The sequence below is a fragment of the Streptomyces sp. NPDC093085 genome (assembly GCF_040683935.1).
GTDB lineage: Bacteria > Actinomycetota > Actinomycetes > Streptomycetales > Streptomycetaceae > Streptomyces.
In genome coordinates this window covers 215438-241555 of record NZ_JBFBFB010000003.1, presented here as the reverse complement: position 1 = coordinate 241555, position 26118 = coordinate 215438, and the positions used below count along the sequence as shown (strand labels likewise).

Sequence of the window (26118 nt, the reverse complement as noted above, 5' to 3'; positions counted from 1 at the left end):
TACGTAGAGGTGAAGAAGAGATGCCGTTGACCCCCGAGGACGTGCGGAACAAGCAGTTCACAACCGTCCGCCTCCGAGAAGGCTACGACGAGGACGAGGTCGATGCCTTTCTCGACGAGGTCGAGGCCGAACTGACCCGCCTGCTCCGTGAGAACGAGGACCTGCGCGCCAAGCTGGCCGCGGCGACCCGGGCGGCGGCGCAGAACCAGCAGCAGCAAGGCATGCGCAAGCAGCCCGAGCAGCAGGATCGACCCGGGGGGCCGGTGCCCGCCGCCATATCCGGACCGCCGCAACAGCAGCAGCCGCCGCAGATGGGCCCGCCCCAACTGCCGGGCGGCGCACCCCAGCTTCCCGCCGGGCCGAGCGCCCACGGCCAGGGCGGTCCGCAGGGTCACGACCCGCGTGGTCAGCAGCAGGGCGGACCGATGGGCCAGGGTGGTCCGATGGGTCCGGGTGGCCCCATGGGCCAGGGTGGTCCGATGGGCCAGGGCGGCCCGATGCAGCAGGGCGGCCCCATGGGTCAGGGCGGCCCGATGGGCCCCGGCGGCCCCATGGGCCAGGGTGGTCCGATGGGTCAGGGTGGCCCGATGCAGCAGGGCGGCCCCATGGGTGGTCCGATGGGCGGCCCCATGGGCGGTCCCGGCGGCCCGCAGATGGGACAGCCCGGGGGCCCCGGCGGCGACAGCGCGGCCCGGGTGCTCTCGCTCGCGCAGCAGACGGCGGATCAGGCGATCGCCGAGGCGCGCTCCGAGGCCAACAAGATCGTGGGCGAGGCCCGCAGCCGCGCCGAGGGCCTGGAGCGCGACGCGCGCGCCAAGGCGGACGCGCTGGAGCGGGACGCGCAGGAAAAGCACCGCGTGGCGATGGGCTCCCTGGAGTCGGCGCGCGCGACGCTGGAGCGCAAGGTCGAGGACCTGCGGGGCTTCGAGCGCGAGTACCGTACGCGGCTGAAGTCCTACCTGGAGAGCCAGCTCCGGCAGTTGGAGACCCAGGCGGACGACTCGCTCGCCCCGCCGCGGACTCCGGCCACCGCCTCGCTGCCGCCGTCGCCCTCGATGGCTCCGGCCGGCGCGGGCGCGATGGGGCACTCCATGGGCGGCGCCCCCTCCATGGGGGGTCCTTCGATGGGCGGACCCTCGATGGGCGCGCCGTCGCCGGGGCCCTCGTACGGCGGGCAGCAGCAGATGTCCCCCGCGATGACCCAGCCGATGGCACCGGTACGGCCGCAGGCGCCGCAGCCGATGCAGCAGGCACCGTCGCCGATGCGGGGCTTCCTGATCGACGAGGACGACAACTGAGCGGTGTGCGGCTGACGCACGCGGAGCCGTAGGCAGGCTGCCAAAGGGCTGGGCCCGGGAGTGATCTCCCGGGCCCAGCCCTTTGGCATGGGCGGCCGGTTTCCTTCAGGTAAATCCCGGATCACTGTTGGTCGAAGGTCTTCCGCCTTCCGTGCATCCACTGTATACACGGGATATGAGTCGAGAGATCAGAGGTACCCGTGGTGAGGCCAACGGCGCCGACGATGTCACCGGCGAGCTGCGTCGGCTGATCGTCGAGGGGGTCTATCCGCCCGGGAGCCGGCTTGTCCAGGACGAGCTGGCCGACCGCTTCGGGGTGAGCCGGATCCCGCTGCGGGAGGCCCTGCGCACCCTCGCGAGCGAGGGGCTGCTCCGTACCACCCCTGGCCGGGGCACCTTCGTCACGGTGCTGGACCTGGACGAGATCGACGAGATCTACAACCTGCGCCGACTGGTCGAGCCGAGCTTCGCCGAACATGTCACCGAGCGGGTCTCACGGCGCGACATCAGCCGGTTCGACGCGATGGCCAAGGAGATGGAGCGCGTCGCCGAGACCGGCGCGGACTCCTGGTCGCGCACGAACCTCGCCTTCCACCTCGACATGTACCGGCTCTCCCGGCTGCCGCTGCGCTACGAGGTCATCTCGGGGATGTACCACCGCCTGGAGCCGTACTCGCGGTTCTACGTCCACGGCACCGCCGCGTACGAGCGGGTGCAGTGCGAACACGCCGCGATGGTCCAGGCGCTGGCCGACGGCGACGCCGGGGAACTGGCCCGGCAGATCGTCGCGCACATCGACGGCGGCCAGCACGGGCTGCACACCGCGTGGGAGAAGAGCAGCAACGCCATCCACGCCTACTGGGCGGAGTCGGCCCGGTGACCGCGCTCGCGATCAACACGGATGTCGGCGAGGGGTTCGGGGTGTGGGGGCCCGCCGACGAGGGCGAGCTGCTCGACCAGGTCACCGCCGCCAATGTCGCCTGCGGCTTCCACGCCGGCGACCCGGACATCCTCCGCCGCACCTGCGCGGCGAGCACCGCCCGGGGCGTGGCGATCGGCGCGCAGGTCTCCTACCGCGACCTGGCCGGCTTCGGCCGCCGATTTATCGACGTACCGACAGCGACCCTGGTCAACGAAGTCCTGTACCAGATGGGCGCGCTGGAGATCTTCGCGCGGCTCGCCGGAGGCCGGATCAGCTATCTGAAGGCGCACGGCGCGCTGTACAACGCGGCGGCCCACCACGCGGGCCAGGCGGCGGCCCTGGTCGAGGCGGTCACGCTCTACGACCGGACGCTGCCGCTGCTCTGCCAGCCGCGCACGGTGCTCTGGGAGCGGGCGGTCGCGGCCGGTCTCCGGCCCCAGGCCGAGGCGTTCATCGACCGGGGCTACACCGACGAGGGGCTGCTGGTGCCGAGGTCGGCGCCGGGCGCGCTGGTCACCGACCCGGCCGAGGCGGCACGGCGCGCGGTGGGGATGGCGCTGACCGGGACGGTCACCTCGGTGAACGGCCGGACCGTACGGGTCGCCCCGGACGGCGGGGAGATCGCGGCGCTCTGTGTGCACAGCGACACCCCCGGCGCGGTCGCCATCACCGCCGCCGTACGGAAGGAGCTGGCCGGGGCCGGGGTCGCGGTGACCACGCCCGGGGAGCCGGCCGGCGCGGATTCCGGTGCGGATTCCGGGGTGCGGCCGTGACCGGGGCCGGGCCGCTGCTGCGGCGGGCGGGCGACCGGGGGTGGCTGATCGAGTGCGCGGGGACGCGCCCCGCCGATGTGGCCACCGCGATCCGGCGGCGCCCCTGGGCCGCCGGGCTGCGGGACGTCGTACCCGCGGCGACCACCGTCCTGGTGGTGGCCGAAGCGTCCGGCGGGATGGACCCGCTCGCGGCCGAACTCCGCACGCTCCTCCACGAGGTGGGCACCCGGAGCTCCGGGCCCGCCCCGGGACGTACCGTCGTCATCCCGGTCCGCTACGAGGGGGCGGATCTGGCGGCGGTCGCCGAGCGGACCGGGCTCACCGCGCGGGAGGTCGCGCTGCTGCACAGCGGGGCCGAGCACGCGGTGGGGTTCTTCGGCTTCGCCCCCGGATTCGCCTATCTGGACGGCGTCCCCGAGCCCCTGCGGCTGCCCCGGCTCGCCAGCCCGCGCCCCCGGGTGGCGGCCGGTGTGGTGGCGATCGCCGGGAACCAGACGGTCGTCTACCCCGGCGGCACCCCCGGGGGGTGGCACCAGATCGGCGTCACCGAGGAACGGCTCTGGGACATCCACGCCCAGCCGCCCAACCGGCTCTCGGTCGGCGACCGGATCGTCTTCGAGGAGGTCGCGCGATGACGACCGTACTCGGACCGAGGGAGGCGGTGGCGGCCGTACGCCCCACGCCGGAAGAAGGCGCTGCGGTACGGGCCGCCGGGGCGGTGCTGACCGTCGTCGGGGCGGGCATCGCGACCAGCGTCCAGGACCTGGGCCGGCCCGGTCTCGCCCATCTCGGGGTGCCGGCCTCGGGCCCGGCCGACCGGCGGAGCTTCCGGCTCGCCAACCGGCTGGCCGGCAACCCGGAGAACACCCCGGCGTTCGAGGTGACCCTCGGCGGGTTCTCCGTGTCGCTGTCGGAGCCCCGGTATGTGGCGCTCACCGGGGCGCCGGCCCCGGTCACGGTCGACGGCGTACCGGTGCACGGCGCGCGGCAGTTGCGGCTGCCCGCCGGGGCGGTGCTGGCGATCGGCCGGCCCTGGGCGGGATGCCGTACGTATGTGGCGGTCTCCGGAGGTCTTGAGCCGGAGCGGGTGCTCGGGTCGGCGTCCCGCGACTCGCTCACCGGGCTCGGCCCCGACGCGGTCGAGGCCGGATCGCGGTACGGGCTCGGGCCCGCCCGCCCGGTGCCCGGCATCCCGGTGGAGCTGGCGTTCAGCGTCGTCCCGTGCGGCGAGCCCGTCGCGCTCCGCTTCCGGTGGGGGCCGCGCCACGAACTCTTCACCGACGCCGACCGGCGGCGGCTGACCCGTACCCCCTGGCGGGTCTCCGCCCAGTGCGACCGGGTGGGCGCGCGGCTCACCGGCGCCGCCCTGGACATCGGCTCGGTGGACCTGCCCAGCGAGGGCACGATGCGCGGCGCCATCCAGGTGCCGCCCTCGGGCGAACCGATCGTGTTCCTCGCCGACCATCCGGTCACCGGCGGCTACCCCGTCATCGGGGTGGTCACCGACGCCGATATCGACCTCCTCGGCCAGGCCGTGCCGGGGGACGAACTGCGGCTGGCGCCCGTGCACTGAGGGCGCCCGGCGTGGCGGGAGGAGGAGAAGGACCGGCGCCCGCGCCACCGAATTACTGACGAGACACACCTGCCGCAACACCGCGGCAACAGAACACCGCGTTACTGGACAGCAGCATCACAAGGAGAGAACCATGACCGACCAGCCCGCATCCCTCGCCCCGTTCCACCTCGCCATCCCGGTCGACGACATCGAGGCCGCCCGGAAGTTCTACGGCTCGGTGCTCGGCTTCAGCGAGGGCCGCTCGGACACGAAGTGGATCGACTGGAACTTCGGCGGCCACCAGGTCGTCACCCACCAGGTCGGGGACGGCCCGTCCGAGACGCCCCGGGACGGCATCGCCGGCACCAACCCGGTCGACGGCCACCAGGTGCCCGTGCCCCACTTCGGCCTGGTGCTCTCCGTACCGGAGTTCCAGGAGCTGGCCGAGCGGCTGAAGGCCGTCGACACCCAGTTCGTGATCGAGCCGTACGTACGGTTCCAGGGCGAGCCGGGTGAGCAGTGGACCATGTTCTTCCTCGACCCGGCCGGCAACGCCATGGAGTTCAAGGCGTTCGCCGACATCAGCCAGCTCTTCGCCGTCTGAGGCCGACGGACCGCCCGGAGTGACGAGGGCCATCAGCAGGAGGACTGGTCCCGCTGATGGCCGTCGCGCGGGGACCCCGCGCCGTACGGACCGCAGAACAGAAGCCCGCACGACTGACAGCACATCCCGCCACAGGACATGTCGGATTCCGGAGAACACCCATGAAAAGCCTACCAACGACGGTCGAAGACCCCGGAGGGACGGGGCGCGGTCCGGCCTCGTCGAACACCCACCCGACGGACGGCGAGGCGGCGCGGAGCCGTTCGCGCCGGGCGGCCCTGGCGGCCTCCGCCGGCACGGCCATCGAGTACTACGAGTTCGGCGTCTACAGCTATCTCGCGGTCATCATCGGCCCGCACTTCTTCCCCGGCGACGACCCCACCGCCGCACTCCTCGCCACCCTGGCGGTCTTCGGCAGCGCCTTCCTGATGCGGCCGCTGGGCGGCATCGTGCTCGGCAGGCTGGGCGACCGGGTCGGCCGAAAACCGGTGCTCATCTTCACCGTCGTCGGCATGGGCAGCGCCACGGCCGCCGTCGGGCTGCTGCCCACCGCCGAGACCATCGGGGTGGCCGCGCCGCTGGCGCTGCTCCTGGTCCGGCTCGCCCAGGGGTTCTTCGCGGGCGGCGAGGTGACCGGGTCCGCCACCTATCTGGCCGAGTCGGCGCCGAGCGGCAAGCGCGGCTTCTTCGGCTCGTTCACCCCGGTCGGCGTCGCCCTCGGCGGCGGGACCGCGGCGCTGGTCGCCGGGGTCACCACGACCGTGCTGGACGACCGTCAGCTCGACGCCTACGGCTGGCGCATCCCCTTCCTGCTCTCGCTGCCGCTGATCGCGGTCGCGCTGATCGCCCGCAAGCGGCTGGAGGACTCCGAGTCCTTCCTCGCGCAGAAGTCGGAGAAGACCACGGCCAAGGCGCCGCTGACCGAGGTCCTCACCCAACACCGCGCCGCCGTGCTCAAGGTGACCCTGCTCGCCATCGGCTCCAACTGCGGCTACTGGGTCGGGCTCATCTTCATGAACATCTACCTCACCACCGACCTCGGCTACGCCAAGTCCTCCACCTTCTGGATCATGGGCGGGATCAGCCTCTTCGTGGCCTGTCTCATGCCCGTCTTCGGCGGGCTCTCCGACCGGTGGGGACGGAAGCGGCTGATCACGGTCGGCTTCGCCGGATACGCGGTCCTGGTGGTGCCCGCCATGCTCGTCATGGGGCTCGGCAGCTTCCCGCTCGCCGTCCTCGCCATGGTGGTGCTCGCGCTGCCCATGCCGATCGTCCAGTCGGTGACCTATCCGACGTACGCGGAGATGTTCCCGACCCGGGTGCGGTACACGGGCCTCTCCTTCAGCTTCAACATCGGCACCATCGTCGGCGGGGGGCTCAGCCCGTACCTCGCCACCTGGCTGATCGCCACCACCGGGGACCTGCTCGCCCCCGGCTATCTGCTGATGGCGGCCTCGGCCATGGCGCTGCTGACGCTGCGCACCGTACGGGAGTCCAGCCGGACGGAGCTGGCATGACGGCGGCAGGATCCGGGCCGGTCCCGGTGGCCGGTCGCGTCCCCGCCACCCCGGCGGAGCTGCGCGCCCTGGTGGCGGCCGGCGAGTGGACCGGGCCCACGGCCGGGCTGCTCGACGGCTACCAGCAGGCCAACCTGGTGATCGTCCCGCAGGACCTCGCCTACGACTTCCTGCTCTACTGCACCCGTAACCCCAAGCCCTGCCCGGTGCTCGCGGTCACCGAGCCCGGCGACCCGGTGGTACGGCTCGGCAGCACTGTCGCCGACCTGAGGACCGGCCTGCCCCGCTACCGGGTCTGGCAGGACGGGGAACCGGTCGCCGAGCCCACCGACATCACGGCGTACTGGCGGGACGACGCGGTCGGCTTCCTGCTCGGGTGCAGCCACACCTTCGAGGGGCCGCTGCGGGCGGCTGGCGTCCCCGTACGGTACGCGGCGGAGTCGGCCGCGCCGCCCGTCTATGTGACCGACGTGGAGACCCGGCCCGCCGGGCGGCTCTCCGGGCCCCTCGTGGTGAGCATGCGGGCGATCCCCGCACCGCTGGTGGCGCGCGCCGTGGAGGTCACCGCCCGCTACCCGGCGGGACACGGGGCGCCGGTGCACATCGGCGATCCGGCGGCGCTCGGCATCGCCGACCTCGGGCGGCCGGACTTCGGGCCCTCGCCGGTCGTCGAACCGGGTGATGTGCCCGTCTTCTGGGCCTGCGGGGTCACCCCGCAGCTCGCGTTGCCCGCGGTGAAGGCCGCGTACACCATCACGCACCACCCCGGGCACATGTTCGTCTTCGACCACACCGTCGACGCCGGTACGGAGTGACATGAGAGTGCGGGCCCGGGGCAGCAGCCCCGGGCCCGCACTCTCATGCCCCCGTGGTCACACCTTGCGGAGGCGGAAGGTGAGGTTCAGCCCCTCGTCCTCGAACGGGGAGCCGTACGAGCCGTCCGCGTCGCCCCGGCCGAACTCCGTCGCCAGGACCTCGTCCGCGATCAGCGGCGCGTGCGCCACCAGCGCCTCCACCGTCGACTCGTCCGGGGAGGCCCAGCGGACCTCGATCCGGTCCGCCACGTCCAGCCCGCTGTTCTTACGGGCCTCCTGGATCAGCCGGATCGCGTCACGGGCCAGGCCCGCCCTGCGGAGCTCCGGGGTGATCTCCAGGTCGAGGGCGACCGTCGCACCGGAGTCGGAGGCCACCGACCAGCCCTCGCGGGGCGTCTCCGTGATGATCACCTCGTCCGGGGCGAGCGGGACGCTCTCGCCGTCCACGGTCACCGCCGCCGTGCCCTCGCGCAGCGCCGTCGAGAGGGCCGCCGCGTCCGTCTCGGCGATCGCCTTCGCCACCGCCTGGACGCCCTTGCCGAAGCGCTTGCCCAGCGCGCGGAAGTTGGTCTTCGCCGTAGTGTCGACCAGCGAGCCGCCCACCTCGGAGAGGGTCGCCAGAGCGGAGACGTTCAGCTCCTCGGTGATCTGCGCGCGCAGTTCGGGCGAGAGCGCCTCGAAGCCGGTCGCCGCGATCAGGGCGCGGGAGAGCGGCTGACGGGTCTTCACCCCCGATTCGGCCCGGGTCGCCCGGCCCAGCTCCACCAGGCGCCGTACCAGGACCATCTGGCGGGAGAGCGTCGGGTCGATCGCCGGCAGCTCGGGCACCGGCCAGGTCGCCAGGTGCACCGACTCGGGGGCGTCCGGGGTGACCGGGACGATCATGTCCTGCCAGACCCGCTCGGTGATGAACGGGGTCAGCGGGGCCATCAGCCGTGTCACCGTCTCGACCACGTCGTGCAGGGTGCGCAGCGCCGCCTTGTCGCCCTGCCAGAAGCGGCGGCGCGAGCGGCGCACGTACCAGTTGGAGAGGTCGTCGACGAAGGCGGAGAGGAGCTTGCCGGCGCGCTGGGTGTCGTACGCCTCCAGCGCCTGCGTGCACTGGTCGACCAGCGCGTGCAGCTCGCTCAGCAGCCAGCGGTCGAGGAGCGGCCGGTCGGCCGGGGCCGGGTCGGCGGCGCTCGGCGCCCAGTCGGAGGTACGGGCGTACAGCGCCTGGAAGGCGACCGTGTTCCAGTACGTGAGGAGGGTCTTGCGGACGACCTCCTGGATCGTGCCGTGCCCCACCCGCCGGGCCGACCAGGGCGAGCCGCCGGCCGCCATGAACCAGCGGACCGCGTCGGCGCCGTGCTGGTCCATCAGCGGGATCGGCTGGAGGATGTTGCCCAGGTGCTTGGACATCTTCCGGCCGTCCTCGGCGAGGATATGGCCGAGGCAGACGACGTTCTCGTAACTCGACCTGTCGAAGACGAGGGTGCCGACGGCCATCAGGGTGTAGAACCAGCCGCGCGTCTGGTCGATGGCCTCCGAGATGAACTGCGCCGGGTAGCGCTTCTCGAAGAGCTCCTTGTTCCGGTACGGGTAGCCCCACTGCGCGAACGGCATGGACCCCGAGTCGTACCAGGCGTCGATGACCTCGGGGACCCGGACGGCGGTCAGCGCGCAGCCGTCCTGGGTGCAGGGGAAGGTCACCGCGTCGATGTACGGGCGGTGCGGGTCGAGGGCGCTCTGGTCGGTGCCGGTCAGCGCGGTCAGCTCGGCGCGGGAGCCGACGCAGGTGAGGTGGCCCTCCTCGCAGCGCCAGATGGGCAGCGGGGTGCCCCAGTAGCGGTTGCGGGAGAGCGCCCAGTCGACGTTGTTGTCGAGCCAGTCGCCGTACCGGCCGTGCTTGACCGAGTCGGGGAACCAGTTGGTCCGCTCGTTCTCCTCCAGCAGCCGGTCCTTGACGGCGGTCGTACGGATGTACCAGGACGGCTGCGCGTAGTAGAGGAGCGCGGTGTGGCAGCGCCAGCAGTGCGGGTAGCTGTGCTCGTACGGAACATGGCGGAAGAGCAGTCCGCGCTCCTTGAGGTCCGCCGTCAGGGTCTCGTCGGCCTTCTTGAAGAAGACGCCGCCGACCAGCGGGATGTCCTCCTCGAAGGTGCCGTCGGGGCGGACCGGGTTGACGACCGGGAGGCCGTACGAGCGGCAGACCAGGAGGTCGTCCTCGCCGAAGGCGGGGGACTGGTGGACCAGGCCCGTACCGTCCTCCGTGGTCACATACGCCGCGTTGACGATGTAGTGGGCCTCGGCGGGGAAGTCCACGAGGGTGAAGGGGCGCTGGTATGTCCAGCGCTCCATCTCGCTCCCCGTGAAGGACGCCCCGGTGACCTCCCAGCCCTCGCCGAGGGCCTTCGCCACCAGCGGCTCGGCGACGACGAGGCGCTCCGTGCCGTCCGTCGCGACCACGTACCGGACGTCGGGGTGGGCGGCGACGGCGGTGTTGGAGACCAGGGTCCACGGGGTCGTCGTCCAGACCAGCAGGGACGCCTCACCGGCCAGCGGGCCCGAGGTGAGGGGGAAGCGGACGAAGACGGAGGGGTCGACGACCGTCTCGTACCCCTGGGCCAGTTCGTGGTCGGAGAGGCCGGTCTGGTCGCGCGGGCACCAGGGGGCGACGCGGTAGTCCTGGACGAGCAGGCCCTTGCCGAAGATCTCCTTCAGCGACCACCAGACGGAGTCCACGTACTCCGGGTCCATGGTCCGGTACGCGTTGTCGAGGTCGGTCCAGTACCCCATGCGCGTCGTCAGCTCGGCGAACGCGTCGGTGTGGCGGGTGACGGACTCGCGGCACTTGGCGTTGAACTCGGCGATGCCGTACGCCTCGATGTCCTTCTTGCCGGTGAAGCCCAGCTCCTTCTCGACGGCCAGTTCGACCGGGAGGCCGTGGCAGTCCCAGCCGGCCTTGCGGGCGACGTGGTAGCCGCGCATGGTGCGGAAGCGCGGGAAGACGTCCTTGAAGACGCGGGCCTCGATGTGGTGGGCGCCCGGCATGCCGTTGGCGGTGGGCGGGCCCTCGTAGAAGACCCACTCGGGGCGGCCCTCGGACTGTTCGACGGACTTTTCGAACACCTTGTTCTCGCGCCACAGGTCGAGCACGGCGTGCTCCAGCGCGGGCAGGTCGACCTGGGCGGGCACCTGGCGGTACCGGGGCCCGGCCGTCCCGGGGGTCGGCGCGGCGGCGGGTGTCGAGGGTTCTGGTGTCATGGGGCGCTTCCTCCGGCGGAACTGCGGCATCTCCGTCGAAGGGACGAGAGCTGGGCTCCCGCGGTACCACCCTCCTTGGCCCCGGACGTCGCCGCCCGTGACCCCCTCATTGGGGTAGCGCTGCCGGTTCTACTCGCCCGGGGGTGACCTGGGCTTTCTTCCGGCGGCTCCGGGGTGATCCTTCGCGTCGCGCTCTGCCCCCGGGCTCGCACCGCCCCCGGGTCGCTCATGGCCGCGTACGACGCTACTCGTCCCCATCCACGCCTCTCGCTGGAAGCCAGTGTACGGGGCGGAGGGCTCCCCGGCCGACCGGTTTTCGGGCGGGGGAACGGGGAGGGCGCGCCCGGGGATGCGGGGTGCGGGCGGCGGCGCCGTACGGGCGAGCGGATGACCCGGATGGTTGTACCGGGGGCCGCGCGCCGGGTGGCGCGGGCGGTGCCGGATTACCCGGCGGGGAGCTGGGCACAACGGATGGAGACCCGTCTTCCCGTGGCACGGGGAGGGGTCGGAGAGGCGGCGTGCCCCGTTGCCGCGGGGCTGATGTCGATTTATCGTCCCAGCACGATTCGCGAGCGGGATATCGCGCCACTGTCGCGCTGTGTGAAGGGGCTCGCGCGCTAGGTGAAGGGGCCGCTGCCATGGTGGCGAAGAAGACGACCACTGGGGCGGCGAAGAAGGCCGTCGCGAAGAAGGCGGCGGCGAAGAAGGCGACAGCCAAGAAGGCGACGGCGAAGGCCGGCACGCCGGCGGCGGTCGCGGGGGCGGTCGCCCCGCGGGCGCCCGCTGAGAAGAGCGCGAAGAAGACCGCGAAGAAGACGGTGAAGAGGACCGGGCGGAAGGCGGTCGCCAGGAGGACGACGACTCAGGGGTCCGCCATCGAGGAAGCGGCCACCGAGGTGGCGGCTGCCAAGGAGGCGGCTGCCAAGGAGGCGGCCACCGAGGTGGCGGCTGCCAAGGAGGCGGCTACCAAGGAAGCGGCCACCGAGGAGGCGGCTGCCAAGGAGGCGGCTACCAAGGAAGCGGCCACCGAGGAGGCGGCTGCAAAGGAGTCCGCCACCAGGAAAGCGGCCATCAAGAAGGCAGTGACCAAGAAAGCAGCCGTCAAGAAGACGGCGGCCAAGAAGGTCGCCGCCAAGAAGGCGACCGCCAGGGCGGGGGTTGCCAGGGGTGCGGCGGCTGAGAGCGCACCGGGTACGAAGGCGCCGGGCACGAGGACTCCGGGCGGGAAGGCGGCCACGAAGAAGGCGGCCGCGCGGAAGACACCCGCCAGGAGGACGCCGGTGAGCAAGGCACCTGCGAAGCAGGCCGCGTCCGCGGCCGAGGGGGCGGCCCAGGCCGCGGAAGAGACGGGAGCCAACACGGTGGAAGCCAAGAAGACCGCGCGCGCCGGGGTGACCACGGCGCAGGCCGCAGCGACACCGCCCGAGGAACTCGCGGTACGGCCCGGTGAGGACCCCTGGACCCCGGACGAGGTCGCGGAGGCGCGGACCGGTCTCGAACGCGAGACCGCCCGACTCACCGCCGAGATCGCCTCGTCCGAGGCCGCCCTGACCGGGCTGATGCGGGACTCCGGGGACGGGGCGGGGGACGACGACGCGGACACCGGGACGAAGAACATCACCCGGGAGCACGAGATGGCGCTCGCCGCCAACGCCCGCGAGATGCTGGAGCAGACCGAGCGGGCGCTGCTCCGGCTCGACGCGGGCACGTACGGCCTCTGCGAGGTCTGCGGCAAACCGATCGGGAAGGCCAGGATGCAGGCGTTCCCCCGGGCCACCCTCTGCGTGGAGGACAAGCAGAAGCAGGAGCGGCGGGGGTAGCCGGGCGGCGGCCGTACGGACGTACGGCCGCGCGGCCCGGAAGGAAGCCCTGACCTGGAGGACGGGGGTACCGGTGTGACGTACCCTCGTCCTCAGTCAGGTACCCGTACTCCAGCACCTTGAGGGACTCACGTGACAGAGGCGGAGCGCAGCATCGGTACGCCGTCCGTTGACAACGAGAACACCCGCGACGACGGCGCCACGGCCCCGGCCGGGCAGCCGAAGGGCAAGCGCCAGATCGCCGCCCTCTTCATCGTCGCCGCCCTCGCGTATCTGCTGGACCTCGGCAGCAAGATGCTGGTGGTGGCGAAGCTGGAGCACCACGAGCCGATCGAGGTCATCGGCGATCTGCTGAAGTTCGAGGCGATCAGGAACGCGGGTGCCGCCTTCGGCATCGGCGAGGCGTTCACCGTCATCTTCACGATCATCGCGGCGACGGTCATCGTGGTGATCGCCCGGCTCGCCCGCAAGCTCTACAGCCTGCCCTGGGCGATCGCCCTCGGACTCCTCCTCGGCGGCGCGCTCGGCAACCTCACCGACCGGATCTTCCGCTCGCCGGGGGTCTTCCAGGGCGCCGTGGTGGACTTCATCTCGCCCAAGAACTTCGCGGTCTTCAACCTCGCCGACTCCGCCATCGTCTGCGGCGGCATCCTGATCGTCCTGCTCTCCTTCCGGGGGCTCGACCCGGACGGGACCGTCCACAAGGACTGAGGCGCCGGGGCCGCCGCCGGGCCCCTCGCCGCCAGGCCCCCGACCGGCACGCGGTCGGGGGTGTCGTAGCCACAAGGCATACTCGACAGGTGAGCTTTCCCGAGATCAGAACCCTGCCCGTGCCCGACGGCCTGGAGGGCGAGCGCGTCGACGCCGCCATAGCCCGTATGTTCGGCTTCTCCCGTACGAAGGCGGCCGAGCTGGCCGCCGCCGGGAAGGTCCAGGTCGACGGCGCCACGGTCGGGAAGTCCGAGCGCGTGAACGGCGGGGCCTGGCTGGAGGTCGAGATGCCGGCCGCGCCGGCGCCCGTCCAGATCGTCGCCGAGCCCGTCGAGGGCATGGAGATCGTCCACGACGACGACGACATCGTCGTGATCGTCAAGCCGGTCGGCGTCGCCGCGCACCCCAGCCCCGGCTGGACCGGCACCACCGTCATCGGCGGGCTGGCCGCCGCGGGCTACCGCATCTCGACCTCCGGCGCCGCCGAGCGCCAGGGCATCGTGCACCGGCTGGACGTCGGGACCTCCGGGCTGATGGTCGTGGCCAAGTCGGAGCGCGCTTACACCCTGCTCAAGGCGCAGTTCAAGGAGCGTGTGGTCGACAAGCGCTACCACGCGCTGGTGCAGGGGCACCCGGACCCGATGAGCGGCACGATCGACGCGCCCATCGGCCGCCACCCGAACCACGACTACAAGTGGGCCGTCACCGCCGAGGGCAAGCCGTCGGTCACCCACTACGACCTGATCGAGGCGTTCCGCTCCGCCTCGTTGCTCGACATCAAGCTGGAGACGGGCCGCACCCACCAGATCCGGGTCCACATGGCCGCCCACCGCCACCCCTGCGTCGGCGATCTGACCTACGGCGCCGACCCCACCCTGGCCAAGCGGCTCGGCGTCTCCCGGCAGTGGCTGCACGCCGTACGCCTCGGCTTCGAGCACCCCTCGGACGGGCGGTGGGTCGAGTTCGCCTCGGAGTACCCCGACGACCTCCAGGGCGCGCTGGACCGGGTCAGGGCGGAGAGCAACGCGTGAGCGCACCCCTGCACACCGTACGGGTGGCCGAGGGCCCGGCGGACCTCGCGGCGTGTTTCGCGGTCCGGCGCGCGGTCTTCGTCGAGGAGCAGGGCGTGGCCCAGGAACTGGAGTACGACGGGCGGGACGGCGACGCCCTCCACGTCCTGGCCGTCCGCGCCGACGACGGGGCGCCGCTGGGCACAGCGCGGCTGCTGTACGGGCCCGGCGCGGCCGACCGTACCGGCGGCGATCCGGGGACCGGCTCCCTGGGGCGGCTCGCGGTGGCGTCGGCGGCCCGGGGGCTCGGCATCGGCGGGGCGCTGGTGCGGGCCGTCGAGGGGGCGGCCCGCGAGCGCGGACTGAACGCCGTCGACCTGCACGCGCAGACGCACGCGCTCGGCTTCTACGAGCGGCTCGGATACGCGGCTTACGGCCCCGAGTTCGACGACGCGGGCATGGCACACCGGGCGATGCGCCGGGAGCTCCGTACGGGCTGAGCGGCGCTCTCCCCGACACGGGGACCGCGCTCCCGGCCGTACGGGCGGAACGGGCACCGCCCGGCGGCGCCTGACGTTCCCGGTGGGGTCCGCGTGCGGTGGCCGGGGCCCGGCTCTGGGGCGGATGGGGCCCGTGGGAGGCTTGTGGCCTTCCTTACCCTTGTCTTCTCCTGTCGTTCGACCCCCGGAGGGCCCACCGTGGACCAGTTGGCACTGCTGATCGTCCTCTTGCTGGGGGCGGTGCTCACCGTCCCGCTCGGGGACCGTCTCGGGCTCCCCTCGCCGGTGCTGATGACGATCGTCGGTGTCGTCCTGGCCCTGCTGCCCTTCGTACCGAATGTGCAGGTGCCGCCGGACTTCATCCTGCCGCTGCTGCTGCCACCGCTGCTCTACGCCGCCGTGCAGCGCACCTCCTGGCGCCAGTTCACGGCGAACATCAGACCCATCTTCCTGCTGGCGGTCGCGCTGGTCTTCGTGACCACGGCCGCCGTCGCCGCCGTCGCCAACTCGATCGTGCCGGGCCTACCGATCGCCGCCGCCGTCGCGCTCGGCGCGCTGGTGGCGCCGCCCGACCCGGTGGCGGCGACCGCCGTCGCCGGCACGCTCGGACTGCCGCGCCGGCTCGTCTCCATCCTGGAGGGCGAGGGCCTGTTCAACGACGTCACCGCGATCGTGCTCTACCACGTGGCCATCGCGGCGGCTGTCAGCGGCACCTTCTCCTGGCCCGGCGCGGTCGGCTCGCTCTTCCTCTCCGCGGCGGTGGCCGTGGTGGTCGGGCTCGCCCTCGGCTGGGTCACCAACAAGCTGATGTCGCTGCTCGGCGACGCGACCCTCCAGATCGGCCTCTCGCTGCTGGTGCCCTTCGTCAGCTACGTCCTGGCGGAGGAGCTGCACGGCTCCGGGGTGCTCGCCGTCCTCACCACCGCGCTCTTCCTCGCCACGCACACGGCGGACGCCGACGACGTGATGGGGCGGCTGGCCGGCAACTCCTTCTGGCAGGTCGTGGACACGCTGGTGACCGGGGTCGCCTTCGGCCTCATCGGCCTGGAGCTGCACAACGCGTTCGGCGCCGCCGAGGGCCATGTCACCGAGATGCTCGGCTGGGGCGGCGCGGTGGTCGGGGTCGTCGTCTTCGTCCGGCTGCTGTGGCTGCTGCCCGCGAGCTGGCTGGCCACCCGGATGCACAAGCTCCGCGACGTCGACGAGGAACTCCCCACCAACTGGCGCGAGACCGTGGTGATGTGGTGGGCCGGGATGCGCGGGGTGGCCTCGGTCGCGCTGGCGCTCGCCATCCCGCTGGAGACGGAGAGCGGGGAGCCGTTCCCGGGCCGCGAGGAGATCATCTTCATCGCGTTCGCCGTGATCATGGCGACCCTCGTCGTCCAGGGGCTCACGCTGCCCTGGCTGGTGAAGCGGCTGGGGGTACGGGCCGACACCAACGCCGAGCACGAGCTGGAGCACTCCCTCGCGGTGCGCGCCGCGAAGGCCGCGCGGGGGCGGCTCAAGGAGATCGAGGCGGCCGAGGAGATCCCGGAGGACATCAGCGAGCGGCTGGCGCGGGTGTCGTTCGACATCGGGCTGCGGATCAGCCCCGACCTGGCGGACGACGAGCGCCGTGAGTGGGCCGCGCACCGGGTCGCGCGCGGCAAGACGGTGCTGCGCATCCAGCGCGAGATGATGTCGGCCGCCCGCCACGAGGTGCTCTCCGCGCGGAACGAGCCCGGCTCCGACCCGGAGATCGTCGACCGCGTGCTGCGCCAGCTCGACGTCCGCAGCATGCACTGAGGCCGGGCGGCCCCCCCGGCACCCTGCCGGGGGCGTCGGGTCGCGCCGGGTACGGGGCGCCGGGCTGCCGGGCGCCGACGGAGCCCGCGCCCCGCGCCCGGCGCCCGCCCACGTGCCCGCCTCCGCGTCCGGCTCAGCGGCGGTCGGCGCCCTCGCCGCCGATCCTGGGCAGGGCGTACGGGTGTTCGGCCGCCAGCCAGGCCACCATCCCCTCCCGTACCGCGCACCGCACCGTCCAGAGGTCGGACGCGTCCTTCGCGGTGACCGCCGCCCGTACCTCGATGGTGGTCGGGGTGGTGTCCGTGACGGCCAGGCTCGCGTCCCGGCCGTCCCACTCCGGGCACTCCGCCAGGATCTCCGCGAGCCGCTCGCGCATCAGCGGCACCGGCGCGGTGTGGTCGAGCTGGAGGAAGACCGTGCCGGTCACCTGGGAGCCGCCGCGCGACCAGTTCTCGAACGGGTTGGCCGTGAAGTACGAGACCGGCATGGTGATCCGCCGCTCGTCCCAGGTCCGTACGGCGAGGAAGGTGAGCGTGATCTCCTCGACCACCCCGTACTCGCCGTCCACCACCACGGTGTCCCCGATCCGCACCATGTCGCCGAAGGCGATCTGGAGCCCGGAGAAGAGATTGCTCAGCGTGGACTGCGCGGCCACACCGGCGACGATGCCGATGATCCCGGCCGAGGCCAGCATCGACGTACCGATGCTCCGCAGATCCGGGAAGGTCAGCAGCATCGCCGCCGCCGCGACCACCACGACGGCCGCGATCACGATCCGCATCAGCAGGGTGACCTGGGTACGGACCCGGCGGACCCGGGCCGGGTCGGCGGCCGTGGCCGCGTACCGCGCGTACGACGACTCGACCACCACCGAGACCACCCGGACCACCAGCCAGGCACCGGCCCCGATGATCACCAGGGAGAGCGCCCGGCCGATGTCCGTGTGGTAGTCCTCGATGACCTGCCAGCCGGTCTCCCGGTACGTGCCGCGCAGCAGCGAGGTCAGCACCAGCACCTGGAGCGGTATCCCGCACCGCCGCAGCAGCCCCCACAGGGGGGTCTCCGGATGGCGGTGGCCGGCGCGGCGCAGCAGCAGGTCGAAGGCCCAGCCCAGGGCCAGCGTGAGGACGACCGTGCCGCCGAGCACGATCAGGGGGCGCAGCGCGTTCTCCATGGTTGGTCGGTGTCCCTCTCGTGGGGCGGGTGGGGCCGAGGGGTACGGCCCGTGGCTGGCAGGATGTCCGGATGGACATCATGCTCTTCCACTCCATGTACGGTCTCCGCCCGGCGGTGCACGCCGCAGCCGACCGGCTCCGGGCCGCCGGGCACGAGGTGCGCGTGCCCGACCTCTTCGCGGGGGAAACCGCCGCCACGGTGGAGGAGGGCGTGGCGCTGAAGGACCGGATCGGCAAGGAGGAACTGCTGCGCCGCGCGGTGCTCGCCGCGGCCCCGTACTCGGAGCGCGGACTGGTGTACGCGGGGTTCTCGCTCGGCGGGTCCATCGCGCAGAACCTGGCGCTGGGCGACACGAAGGCGCGCGGGCTGCTGCTCCTGCACGGCACGTCGGACATCGCCGAGAACGCCGCGGTGGACGAGCTGCCCGTCCAGCTCCATGTCGCCGACCCCGACCCGTTCGAGCCGCACGACTGGCTGACCGCCTGGTATCTGCGGATGCGGCAGGCGGGCGCGGAGGTGGAGATCTACCGCTACCCGGGCGCCGGCCACCTCTTCACCGACCCGGACCTCCCCGACCACGACGAGGAGGCCGCCGAGGCAGCCTGGCGCACCGGACTCGCCTTCATCGACTCGCTCTGAGTCCGAGGCGGCTCTCCCCGGTCCCTACCGAGTGGGCCACGACCAGGGGCGTACCCGGGTGGTAGACGTCGCCGGGCGCCGTGGCGGCGGGGGCGGTCCAGGCCCGTACGGCGTCCGGCCCGGCCGTGTCGAGCAGCGGGGAGAGGCCCGCGAGCAGGGCGGCCCGGCCGGGGGCGGCGCGCCAGGCGGCGTACCCCTCGGGTCCTGCCCACAGGGAGGTGACGAGCAGGTCCCCGGGGTCCTCGCGGGGGTGCAGCAGCTCGCCCTCGACCACCCCGTACGGTACGGCCGCCTCGATCACCCCGTGCTCCCGGTAGTACGCGACGACCTCGGCCACCCGCCCCGCGGCGGGGCGGAGCAGCAGGAACGACCTGGGGCCGGTCACCGGGAGAGCTCCGCCGTGGTGTCCTTGACGACCCGTCCGGCGGCGACGATCGCGGCCAGCCGCCGCTCCGGGTCCGCGAGCACCCCGATGTCCTCCAGCGGGTCGCCGTCCACGACGAGCAGGTCGGCGCGGGCGCCCGGGGCGAGGGTGCCGATCTCGCCGTCCCTGCGGAGCAGCGCGGCGGCGGTGACGGACGCGGAGCGCAGGATGTCCAGCGGCGAGAGGACCTCCGCCCTGACCCGGAACTCGTCGAGCTGGTGGGGGTGCATGGGGCCGATGAAGTCGGTGCCGAACGCGATGGAGACGCCGCCCCGGTGGGCGAGTTCGAGCCCCGCGAGGCCGCGTTCGACCACCCGCGCCGCCTTGGCCCGGTTCTCCGCGCTCACCCCGTACGCCGCGCCCTCCTCGGAGGCGAGCAGCCGGCCGACCGCCAGGGTGGGCACCAGATAGGCGTCGTACTCCCGGAACAGCGCCACGGAGCCGGCGTCCAGCAGGGTGCCGTGCTCGATGCAGCGCACGCCGTACCGGAGCGCCCGGTCGATGGTGGGCGGCGTGTAGGCGTGGGCGGTGACATAGATGTTGGCGTTCTCCGCCTCCTCCACCGCCGCCTCGATCTCGGCCCGGGAGAACTGTGCCGAGTCGATCCGGTCGGTGGGCGAGGCGATCCCGCCGCCCACCATGAGCTTCAGATGCTCGGCGCCGTGCCGGATCTCCTCGCGGCAGGCCCGCCGCACCGCGTCGACGCCGTCGCAGACCGTGCCGATCGCGGGGGAGCCGGGCAGCGCGTGGCAGCAGATCTCGTCGGGCGCCCGGAAGTCGCCGTGGCCGCCGGTCTGGGAGAGCGCCTTCCCGCCGTACACGATCCTCGGCCCGGCGAAGTACCCCTCGGCGACCGCGCGGGCCAGGCCGTGATCGGCGCCGCCCACGTCCCGTACGGTGGTGAAGCCGCGCGCCAGCATCTCGCCGAGGAGCCGGGAGGACCGGGCGGCCAGATAGAGCGGGGAGCCCTGGGTGGCGCGCCCCAGGTCGGTCTCCAGGCCGAGTACATGGACGTGACAGTCGATCAGGCCGGGCATCACGGTGCGGCCGCGGGCCGCGAGGACCACGGCGTCGTCGAGGCGGGGCGGCGTGGTCCCGATCTCGCGGATGACGCCGTCCTCCACCACGACCACCTGGTCGGGGGTGCGGGAGCCGTCGGCGGGGTCGAGCACGGTCGCGTCACGGATGACGAGCCTGCGGGGAGCGGGGGCCATGGGTTCCTCCGTGGGGGACAAGGGGGTCACGGGCTCGGCGGGGGCGCGGTCGGCCGGCGGGCGGCCGAGCGAGGCGGGCAGCCGTACGAGGACGAGGACCGAGAAGAGCGAGAGCGGGACGATGAGCAGCGCGAGCGCGGTGCCGTGTCCCGAGGCGGTCAGCGCGGTGGCGAGCAGCGGCGTCGTACCGCCCAGGAGTGCCGAGGCGATGTTGTACGGGACGCCGATGCCGGTCGTACGGATCTCGGCGGGGAACAGTTCGACGAAGGTGGCCGCCATGGTGCCCGAGGTGAACGAGATCAGCAGACAGCCGGCGATGTCCACCAGCAGGAACGTGGTGAAGTCGGCGTTCTCCAGCAGCCGCAGGAACGGATAGACCAGCACCGCCATGCCGATCGGCGTCACCAGCAGCATGGGCTTGCGCCCGTAACGGTCCGACAGGGCGCCGGTGAGGGGCATCGCCAGCATCATGACGACGAGCGAGATGATCCCGCCCAGGAAGGTCTGGGAGAGCGGCAGTCCGCTCGACAGATGGGCGTACGTCGGCAGGTACACCGTCCACAGGTAGTACGGCGAGGTGTAGACCGCGATGGCGAAGAGCCGGAGCATGGCGGTCCTGTGGTGGGTGAAGACGGTGCGCAGCGGGCTCCGGTCGATGGCCGCGCTCCGCGCGAGCGACTCGAAGGCGGGGGTCTCCGGCGCGCGGGAGCGGAGGAACAGGCCGAACGCGCCGAGCACCGCGCCCAGCAGGAAGGGGATCCGCCACCCCCAGGAGTGGAGCTGGGACTCCGGCAGCACGGCGGTGAGCAGCGCTCCGGTGGCGGTGGCGAGCAGCGTTCCGAGGATGCTGCTGACCAGGTTGGAGGAGCCGTACAGGCCGCGCCGGTGCGGCGGCGCGTGCTCGACCACGTAGTTGGCGCCGCTCTGGAACTCCGCGCCCGCCGAGAGGCCCTGGGTGATCCGGGCGGCCACGAAGAGCGCGGGGGCGAGCACGCCGATCGTGTCGTATGTCGGCGTCAGCCCGATGACCAGGCTGCCACCGCCGATCATGAGGACGGTCAACGAGAGGAGACGTTTGCGGCCTATCTTGTCGCCGAGCGGGGAGAGCAGGACGGCGCCGAGCGGCCGGGCCGCGAAACCGACCGCGAAGGTCACGAGGGTGGAGAGCAGCGAGGCGGTGGGGGACTCGGAGGGGAAGATCTGGTCGGCGAAGACCGTCGCGAAGACGGCGAAGATGCCCCAGTCGTACCACTCGACGAAGTTGCCGAAGGCGCCGCTGACGAGGGGTTTCAGGTCTCTTCCGGGGGCGGTGGGGCCGGGGGCGGCTGGGCTCGTGGGTTCGGGGGCGGCTGGGCTCGTGGGGCCGGGGGTGGCTGGGCTCGTGGACACGGTGCTGCCTCTCCGTGGAGGTTTGATGGCAAGGGCAGGAGGTGTGATTGCAATGGCACTGGTGCTGTCGGGTCTTCCGTACGCCGAGCGGTACTGCTCAGCGCTGTGCCCACTCCCTCCTCGTATGGCCGATGTGGAGCCGCATCAGCCGCTCCATCCCGGCCCGGTCCCTGGCGAGGGCGAGGTCCACCATCCGCTCGTGCTCCCGGGAGGTCAGCTCCAGCCGGCCCGCCCTGGCCAGCGCCTCCAGGCCGTAGAGCCTGCTGCGGTAGCGGAGCCGTGCGACCTCCTCGACCAGCCGGCGGTTGCCGTGCAGGGAGAGGAAGGCGATGTGGAACTCGGTGTCGAGGCGCATGAACTCGGTCATCGAGAGGGTGTTCGCCGCGCGGACCAGCTCCCGGGCGGTCTCCCGCAGCTCCTCGACCCGGGCCGCGACGGCGCCGGAGCACTTCTCGGCGACCAGCCCCATGGCCGGGACCTCGATGAACGTACGGATCTCGGCGAGCTCGTCCAGCTCACGGTCGGAGAGCTCGGTCACCCGGAACCCGGTGTTCCTGACCACCTCGACCATGCCCTCGCGGGCGAGGTCCTGCATGGCCTCGCGCACCGGGGTGGCCGAGACGCCGAGCCGGGTGGCGAGGGACGGCGCCGAGTAGACCTCGCCGGGCCTGAGGTCACCGCTGATCAGCGCGGCGCGCAGCTCGGCGGTGACCCGCTCGCGGACGGTGGCGACTCCGGGGCTCACGAGGTCTCTCCGTTCCTCGGGTATCCGTTCATGACGGCGTCGGCGACCACGAGGTCCTGCCACGCCATGCCGACGCTCTTGAACACCACGGGGCGGTCCCGCGGAAGTTCGGACCGCCCCGTGACGGCCTCGGCCATCGGGACCAGGGCGGCCGGGTCGAGTACGCCCTCGGCCACGGCCAGCACCACGTCGCCCGCCTCGCGCAGCGCGGTGGCCGGGGTCTCGACGACGACCGTCGCCCGGCCGAGCAGTGCGGCGTCGAGTTCGCGGGCGTCGGGCTCATGGGAGCCGACGGCCAGCACGGTCACGTCCGGGCGGAGCACGGCCGGGTCGAAGAGCGGGGTCCGCGCCGTCGTCGCGCAGACGACGACATCCGCGGCGGCCAGCGCGGCGTCCACGGCGGCCGTCCCCGCGGCCAGTACCTCCGCCCCGCTCCCGGCCGGCAGCGCGGCGTGCCGTGGTTCGCGTACGACATGGTGGACCGAGCGGAGCGCGCCGGGGCCGAGCGTCGCGGCGAGGGTGTCCGTATGCCCCACCGCCTGCGGCCCGGCGCCGAAGACGACGACGCGGAGCGGGGCGGCGGCCCGGGCCAGCCGTCCGCGTACGGCGGCGACGGAGACGGCGGGGGTACGGAGCGTGGTGAGCGCCTCTCCGTCGAGCACCGCCGTCGGGCGCAGGGTGGCCGCGTCGAAGAGCAGGTAGAGCCCCTGGATACGGGGGAGCCCGCGGCCCGGGTTGGCGGGGGCGACGGTGGCCACCTTCACCCCCGCCGAGCCGCCGCCCAGTTCGGCGGGCATCAGCAGAAGGTGCCCGGCGCCGAGGTCCACGGTGCTCCGTACGGGCCCGGCGGTGGCGTCGAGGCCGGCCCGCAGTGCCCGCTCCACGGCGTCCACGGCGGCGGCGGGGGAGCAGCGGGCCCGGAGCGTGTCCGCGTCGATGAGCCGGAGGCCGCCGGAGAGTCCGGTCGGGAGGCCGGCGGTGGCGGGCTCGGTGGGCAGGCCCGTGGTGGCGGGGTCGGCGGTCAGGCCGGTGGCGGGCTCGGTCGCGGCGCTCATCGGAGCACGAACCCGGGGACGAGCGGATCGTGCGGATCCACATGGAAGGTGTGTTCGCCGGTGCGGTACGCCATGCCGCTGACCTCGGGCAGGACGGCCGGCCGCCCGCCCGCTTCGGCCGTGCCGAGCAGCCGGCCGACGAATGTCGAGCCGACCACCGACTCGTGGAGCAGCCGGGCGCCCGGGGCGAGCCGGCCGTCGGCGGCGAGGACGGCGAGCCGGGCGCAGGTCCCCGAGCCGCAGGGCGAGCGGTCGACCTCGCCGTCGGCGAAGACGGTGACGTTGCGCTGGTGGATGTCCGGTCCTTCGGCGGGGCCGGCCTCCTCGAAGAGGATCGTGCCGTAGACGCCGCTGAGCCGGGGGTCGTCGGGGTGCCGGGCGGCCTCGTGGCCGTCGAGCGCCCACTTCACCTCGCGGCCGACCGCGATGAGGTCGGCGAGGTGCTCGGGGGCGACGGTGAGACCGAGGTGCGACGCGTCGACGTTCGCGTAGATCGCGCCGCCGTAGGAGAGGGTGGCCCGCACCTCGCCGCGCGAGGTCGGGACGGTGAGGTCCCGGGCGAGCACATAGCTCGGGACGTTGCGGAAGCCCACGGAGACCACCCGGGAGGCGGTCAGGGCGACCCGGGCGGTGACCCGTCCTGACGGGACGTCGATCACCACGTCGACGGTGCCGTCGGCCGGGGCGGCGACCCGTCCCGTCTCGACGGCCCAGACGCCCAGCGCGATGGTGCCGTGCCCGCAGGCGGTCGAGAAGCCGTCCTTGTGCCAGAAGAGCACCCCGAGATCGGCGCCCTCCTCGGGCGGTACGAGGAACCCGCCGTACATGTCCGCGTGGCCGCGCGGCTCGTAGCAGAGGGTCCGGCGCAGCCGCTGCACCTCCGGGTCGGCGACGGCGGCCATCCGGCGCTCCGCCACGGTGCGGCCCGGGATCGTCATCGGCAACTCCTCGACGATCCGGAACGGCTCCCCGGCCGTGTGGTAGTCGGTCGTCCGCAGCGGGGCGGACTGGATCAGCGTCACGGGTGCGCTCCTCGGTGGGGGTATGACGCGGGACCGTACCATTGCAATTGCACTGAGGGGTAGTGGTCCGCGTCACATATGGGCGGCGAGGGGGCGCGCGGGCATCGGTGGGAAGGGGGCGGGAGCGGGGGCCGGAAACGGGACCGGGCCCGCCGCTCGGAGTGAGCGCGGGCCCGGGACCAGGGGCGTCGTCAGCCCTTGAGTGCCGTGTCGAGCGCCGTGTTGAACTGCTCGACCGTCATGGGCGGGTTGTCGCTGCCCTCGGCCAGGAGCTTCTTGCCGTCCATCTTCAGGGTGGGCGTGCCCTGGACGCCGCTCTTGCCGAAGACGGCGGACATCTTCATCGCCCAGGCGTCGTACGTACCGTTCTCGACATCCTTCTTGAAGGCCGCGTTGCCCTTCAGGGCACTCACCGAGTCGGCCACCTCAAGGAGGTAGCTGTCCTTGGCGAACTTGTCGTCCGTCTCCTCGGGGTGGTACTTCGTCGAGTAGAGCGCGGTCTTGTACTCCAGGAAGGCCTCGGGGCTCACATTGAGCGCCGCGCCCAGCGCCGACAGGGCGTTCTTGGAGCCCTCGCCGTTGTCGCTGTTGTCGATGAAGGTCGCGCCGATGTACTTGATCTTGAACTTGCCGGCGTCGACGTCCTTGTGGATCGTCTCGCCGACGGCCTGCTCGAAGCTGGCGCAGACGGGGCAGCGGGAGTCCTCGTAGAGTTCGAGCGTCTTCGGGGCGTCCTTCTTGCCGATGACGACCGTCGTGCCGTCGGTGCCCTCGGTGTTCTTGGGCGCGACGACGGTCTTCTCCTCCTTCATCGCCTCCCAGTGGGAGGGCTTGTTCGCCTGGACGACGGCATAGCCGACGCCGCCGGCTATCGCGAGGACGGCGACGGCCGAGCCGAGGACGACGAGTTGGCGGCGCGTCCTGTCCCGCTTCGCCTGCCGCTCGCGCTCGGCGCGCAGCCGGTCGCGGGCGGCTGCCTTGCTGGCCTGGCTGTTGCGTGCGCTCATGGTGATTCGCTCCGTGGTGATGATGACGTGGTCCGCCGCGGGCACACCGCTGCGGGAGATCGGTGAGGGGGAGGGGGCCGGGCGCGCGCGTGCCTGCTCACGTCCGTGCGTGCGTACGGGAGCGGGCGGGGCCGGGAAGGGCCTCAGACGGCGCCGAGCAGGGCGGCGGGCGGGCCGCGCCGGGCCACGGAGTCCGCCAGGACCCGGGTACGGGAGGGACGCGGGCGGCCCGTGGGGCGTACGGCGCGCCGGGCGGCCCGGGTCACGGGCGCCGCGACCGCGGCGACGGCGGTCAGCAGCGGCCGGAAGGCGCTCACCGCCGCCGTACGGACCAGCCGGGCGAGCGCCGCCTCACTGTGCCGCAGCCACCCCGCGCCGAGCAGCCCGACCGTCACATGGACGGCGAGCAGCATCCAGGGCAGGGCCGGGTCGGGGGAGTCCAGCAGCGCGGCGGCGGCCGACCGGGCCGGGGCCACCCCGGGCAGCGGCGCGCCCAGGCCGCCGCCGCAGAGCACGTCGAAGCCGACCGAGCGCAGCGGCCCGGTCACCGGGCCGCCCGAGGGGCCGTAACAGACCCGCTGGCCGCTGGTGAACACCGTGTCGGCGGCCAGCTCCAGCGGGACCAGCAGGGCGGCGATCCGCCAGAAGCCCCGCTCACGGCCGGCCGCCGCGTAACTGAGGCCGAAGACCACCGCGGCGAGCCCGGTGACCAGGGAGAGCGGCAGCGGGGCGCGGGAGAGCAGCACATGCGAGCCCGCGGACAGCGTCACGACCAGTGCCGTGAAGAGTGCTGCCCGCGCCGCTCGCAGCCGCGCCCCGGATATGTCCATTGCCGACGAGTCTGCCATGGGAGCCGATAAGCGATGCCTAAAGCGTCACGGAAGGCCCGCC

At 72.9% G+C, this 26118-nt stretch carries 23 protein-coding genes; 14 read left to right on the top strand and 9 right to left on the bottom strand.

Features of this window, described 5'->3' with window-relative positions; genetic code table 11:
- Nucleotides 1-20 precede the first annotated feature (20 nt).
- The 8 genes from AB0O07_RS11840 to AB0O07_RS11805 all read left to right on the top strand — a co-directional run bounded on the left by AB0O07_RS11840 (nt 21) and on the right by AB0O07_RS11805 (nt 7484).
- Nucleotides 21-1298 carry a DivIVA domain-containing protein gene (locus AB0O07_RS11840; protein ID WP_365630869.1) on the top strand — a complete coding sequence of 426 codons (1278 nt, stop codon included), beginning with the start codon at nt 21-23 and terminating at the stop codon, nt 1296-1298.
- Nucleotides 1299-1473: 175 nt separating this feature from the next.
- On the top strand, nt 1474-2178 hold the full coding sequence (locus AB0O07_RS11835; RefSeq protein ID WP_365630867.1) for a GntR family transcriptional regulator: 705 nt from the start codon (nt 1474-1476) through the stop codon (nt 2176-2178).
- Nucleotides 2175-2993 (top strand): 5-oxoprolinase subunit PxpA, encoded by an 819-nt coding sequence (locus tag AB0O07_RS11830; protein WP_365630865.1) that lies wholly within the window; start codon nt 2175-2177, stop codon nt 2991-2993. Before AB0O07_RS11835 ends, AB0O07_RS11830 begins: the two co-directional genes overlap by 4 nt.
- Nucleotides 2990-3628 carry an allophanate hydrolase subunit 1 gene (locus tag AB0O07_RS11825; protein ID WP_365630863.1) on the top strand — a complete coding sequence of 213 codons (639 nt, stop codon included), beginning with the start codon at nt 2990-2992 and terminating at the stop codon, nt 3626-3628. The genes AB0O07_RS11830 and AB0O07_RS11825 overlap by 4 nt, the downstream gene beginning before the upstream one ends.
- Entirely contained in the window at nt 3625-4566 is a 942-nt protein-coding gene (locus tag AB0O07_RS11820; RefSeq protein WP_365630861.1) for a biotin-dependent carboxyltransferase family protein, read from the top strand. The genes AB0O07_RS11825 and AB0O07_RS11820 overlap by 4 nt, the downstream gene beginning before the upstream one ends.
- A gap of 133 nt (nt 4567-4699) precedes the next feature.
- Nucleotides 4700-5152: a VOC family protein gene (locus AB0O07_RS11815; RefSeq protein WP_365630859.1), complete on the top strand. Its 453-nt coding sequence runs from the start codon at nt 4700-4702 to the stop codon at nt 5150-5152.
- Nucleotides 5153-5313: 161 nt separating this feature from the next.
- Entirely contained in the window at nt 5314-6669 is a 1356-nt protein-coding gene (locus AB0O07_RS11810) for an MFS transporter (RefSeq protein WP_365630857.1), read from the top strand.
- Nucleotides 6666-7484 (top strand): putative hydro-lyase, encoded by an 819-nt coding sequence (locus AB0O07_RS11805; protein WP_365630855.1) that lies wholly within the window; start codon nt 6666-6668, stop codon nt 7482-7484. The genes AB0O07_RS11810 and AB0O07_RS11805 overlap by 4 nt, the downstream gene beginning before the upstream one ends.
- 57 nt (nt 7485-7541) lie before the next feature.
- On the opposite strand, the gene ileS is transcribed toward AB0O07_RS11805, so the two are convergent.
- The gene (gene ileS / locus AB0O07_RS11800) at nt 7542-10730 is read right to left on the bottom strand and encodes an isoleucine--tRNA ligase (protein ID WP_365630853.1); all 3189 of its coding nucleotides are present in this window, start codon (nt 10728-10730) and stop codon (nt 7542-7544) included.
- Nucleotides 10731-11368: 638 nt separating this feature from the next.
- On the opposite strand from ileS, the gene AB0O07_RS11795 reads away from it, so the two are divergent.
- The 5 genes from AB0O07_RS11795 (at nt 11369) to AB0O07_RS11775 (ending at nt 16556) form a co-directional block, all read left to right on the top strand.
- Nucleotides 11369-12550: a TraR/DksA C4-type zinc finger protein gene (locus AB0O07_RS11795; RefSeq protein ID WP_365630851.1), complete on the top strand. Its 1182-nt coding sequence runs from the start codon at nt 11369-11371 to the stop codon at nt 12548-12550.
- Nucleotides 12551-12682: 132 nt separating this feature from the next.
- On the top strand, nt 12683-13261 hold the full coding sequence (gene lspA, locus AB0O07_RS11790) for a signal peptidase II (protein ID WP_365630849.1): 579 nt from the start codon (nt 12683-12685) through the stop codon (nt 13259-13261).
- Nucleotides 13262-13350: 89 nt separating this feature from the next.
- Entirely contained in the window at nt 13351-14292 is a 942-nt protein-coding gene (locus AB0O07_RS11785; RefSeq protein WP_365630847.1) for an RluA family pseudouridine synthase, read from the top strand.
- Complete coding sequence (locus AB0O07_RS11780; RefSeq protein WP_365630845.1) at nt 14289-14771, top strand: GNAT family N-acetyltransferase; 483 nt, start codon at nt 14289-14291, stop codon at nt 14769-14771. Before AB0O07_RS11785 ends, AB0O07_RS11780 begins: the two co-directional genes overlap by 4 nt.
- Before the next feature lie 198 nt (nt 14772-14969).
- Nucleotides 14970-16556: a Na+/H+ antiporter gene (locus tag AB0O07_RS11775; protein WP_365630843.1), complete on the top strand. Its 1587-nt coding sequence runs from the start codon at nt 14970-14972 to the stop codon at nt 16554-16556.
- 133 nt (nt 16557-16689) lie between these two features.
- Here the strand turns inward: AB0O07_RS11775 and AB0O07_RS11770 are convergent, their stop codons facing one another.
- Nucleotides 16690-17730, bottom strand: coding sequence for a mechanosensitive ion channel domain-containing protein (locus tag AB0O07_RS11770; RefSeq protein ID WP_365630841.1), 1041 nt, complete (start codon nt 17728-17730; stop codon nt 16690-16692).
- Nucleotides 17731-17801: 71 nt separating this feature from the next.
- On the opposite strand from AB0O07_RS11770, the gene AB0O07_RS11765 reads away from it, so the two are divergent.
- Nucleotides 17802-18371 carry a dienelactone hydrolase family protein gene (locus tag AB0O07_RS11765; protein WP_365630839.1) on the top strand — a complete coding sequence of 190 codons (570 nt, stop codon included), beginning with the start codon at nt 17802-17804 and terminating at the stop codon, nt 18369-18371.
- Here AB0O07_RS11765 and AB0O07_RS11760 read toward each other — a convergent pair.
- The 7 genes from AB0O07_RS11760 to AB0O07_RS11730 all read right to left on the bottom strand — a co-directional run bounded on the left by AB0O07_RS11760 (nt 18355) and on the right by AB0O07_RS11730 (nt 26057).
- A complete protein-coding gene (locus AB0O07_RS11760; RefSeq protein WP_365630837.1) occupies nt 18355-18756 on the bottom strand; it encodes a hypothetical protein in 402 nt (133 codons plus the stop codon). The genes AB0O07_RS11765 and AB0O07_RS11760 overlap by 17 nt on opposite strands.
- Nucleotides 18753-21398, bottom strand: coding sequence for an MFS transporter (locus tag AB0O07_RS11755; protein ID WP_365630835.1), 2646 nt, complete (start codon nt 21396-21398; stop codon nt 18753-18755). The genes AB0O07_RS11760 and AB0O07_RS11755 overlap by 4 nt, the downstream gene beginning before the upstream one ends.
- A gap of 97 nt (nt 21399-21495) precedes the next feature.
- Nucleotides 21496-22143: a GntR family transcriptional regulator gene (locus tag AB0O07_RS11750; RefSeq protein WP_365630833.1), complete on the bottom strand. Its 648-nt coding sequence runs from the start codon at nt 22141-22143 to the stop codon at nt 21496-21498.
- Nucleotides 22140-23198: an ornithine cyclodeaminase family protein gene (locus AB0O07_RS11745; RefSeq protein ID WP_365630831.1), complete on the bottom strand. Its 1059-nt coding sequence runs from the start codon at nt 23196-23198 to the stop codon at nt 22140-22142. The genes AB0O07_RS11750 and AB0O07_RS11745 overlap by 4 nt, the downstream gene beginning before the upstream one ends.
- A complete protein-coding gene (locus AB0O07_RS11740; RefSeq protein ID WP_365630829.1) occupies nt 23195-24220 on the bottom strand; it encodes a proline racemase family protein in 1026 nt (341 codons plus the stop codon). Before AB0O07_RS11740 ends, AB0O07_RS11745 begins: the two co-directional genes overlap by 4 nt.
- A gap of 191 nt (nt 24221-24411) precedes the next feature.
- Nucleotides 24412-25227, bottom strand: a complete 816-nt coding sequence (locus tag AB0O07_RS11735) for a DsbA family protein (RefSeq protein WP_365630827.1) — start codon at nt 25225-25227, stop codon at nt 24412-24414.
- Nucleotides 25228-25370: 143 nt separating this feature from the next.
- Nucleotides 25371-26057, bottom strand: coding sequence for a hypothetical protein (locus tag AB0O07_RS11730; RefSeq protein ID WP_365630825.1), 687 nt, complete (start codon nt 26055-26057; stop codon nt 25371-25373).
- Nucleotides 26058-26118 lie beyond the last annotated feature (61 nt).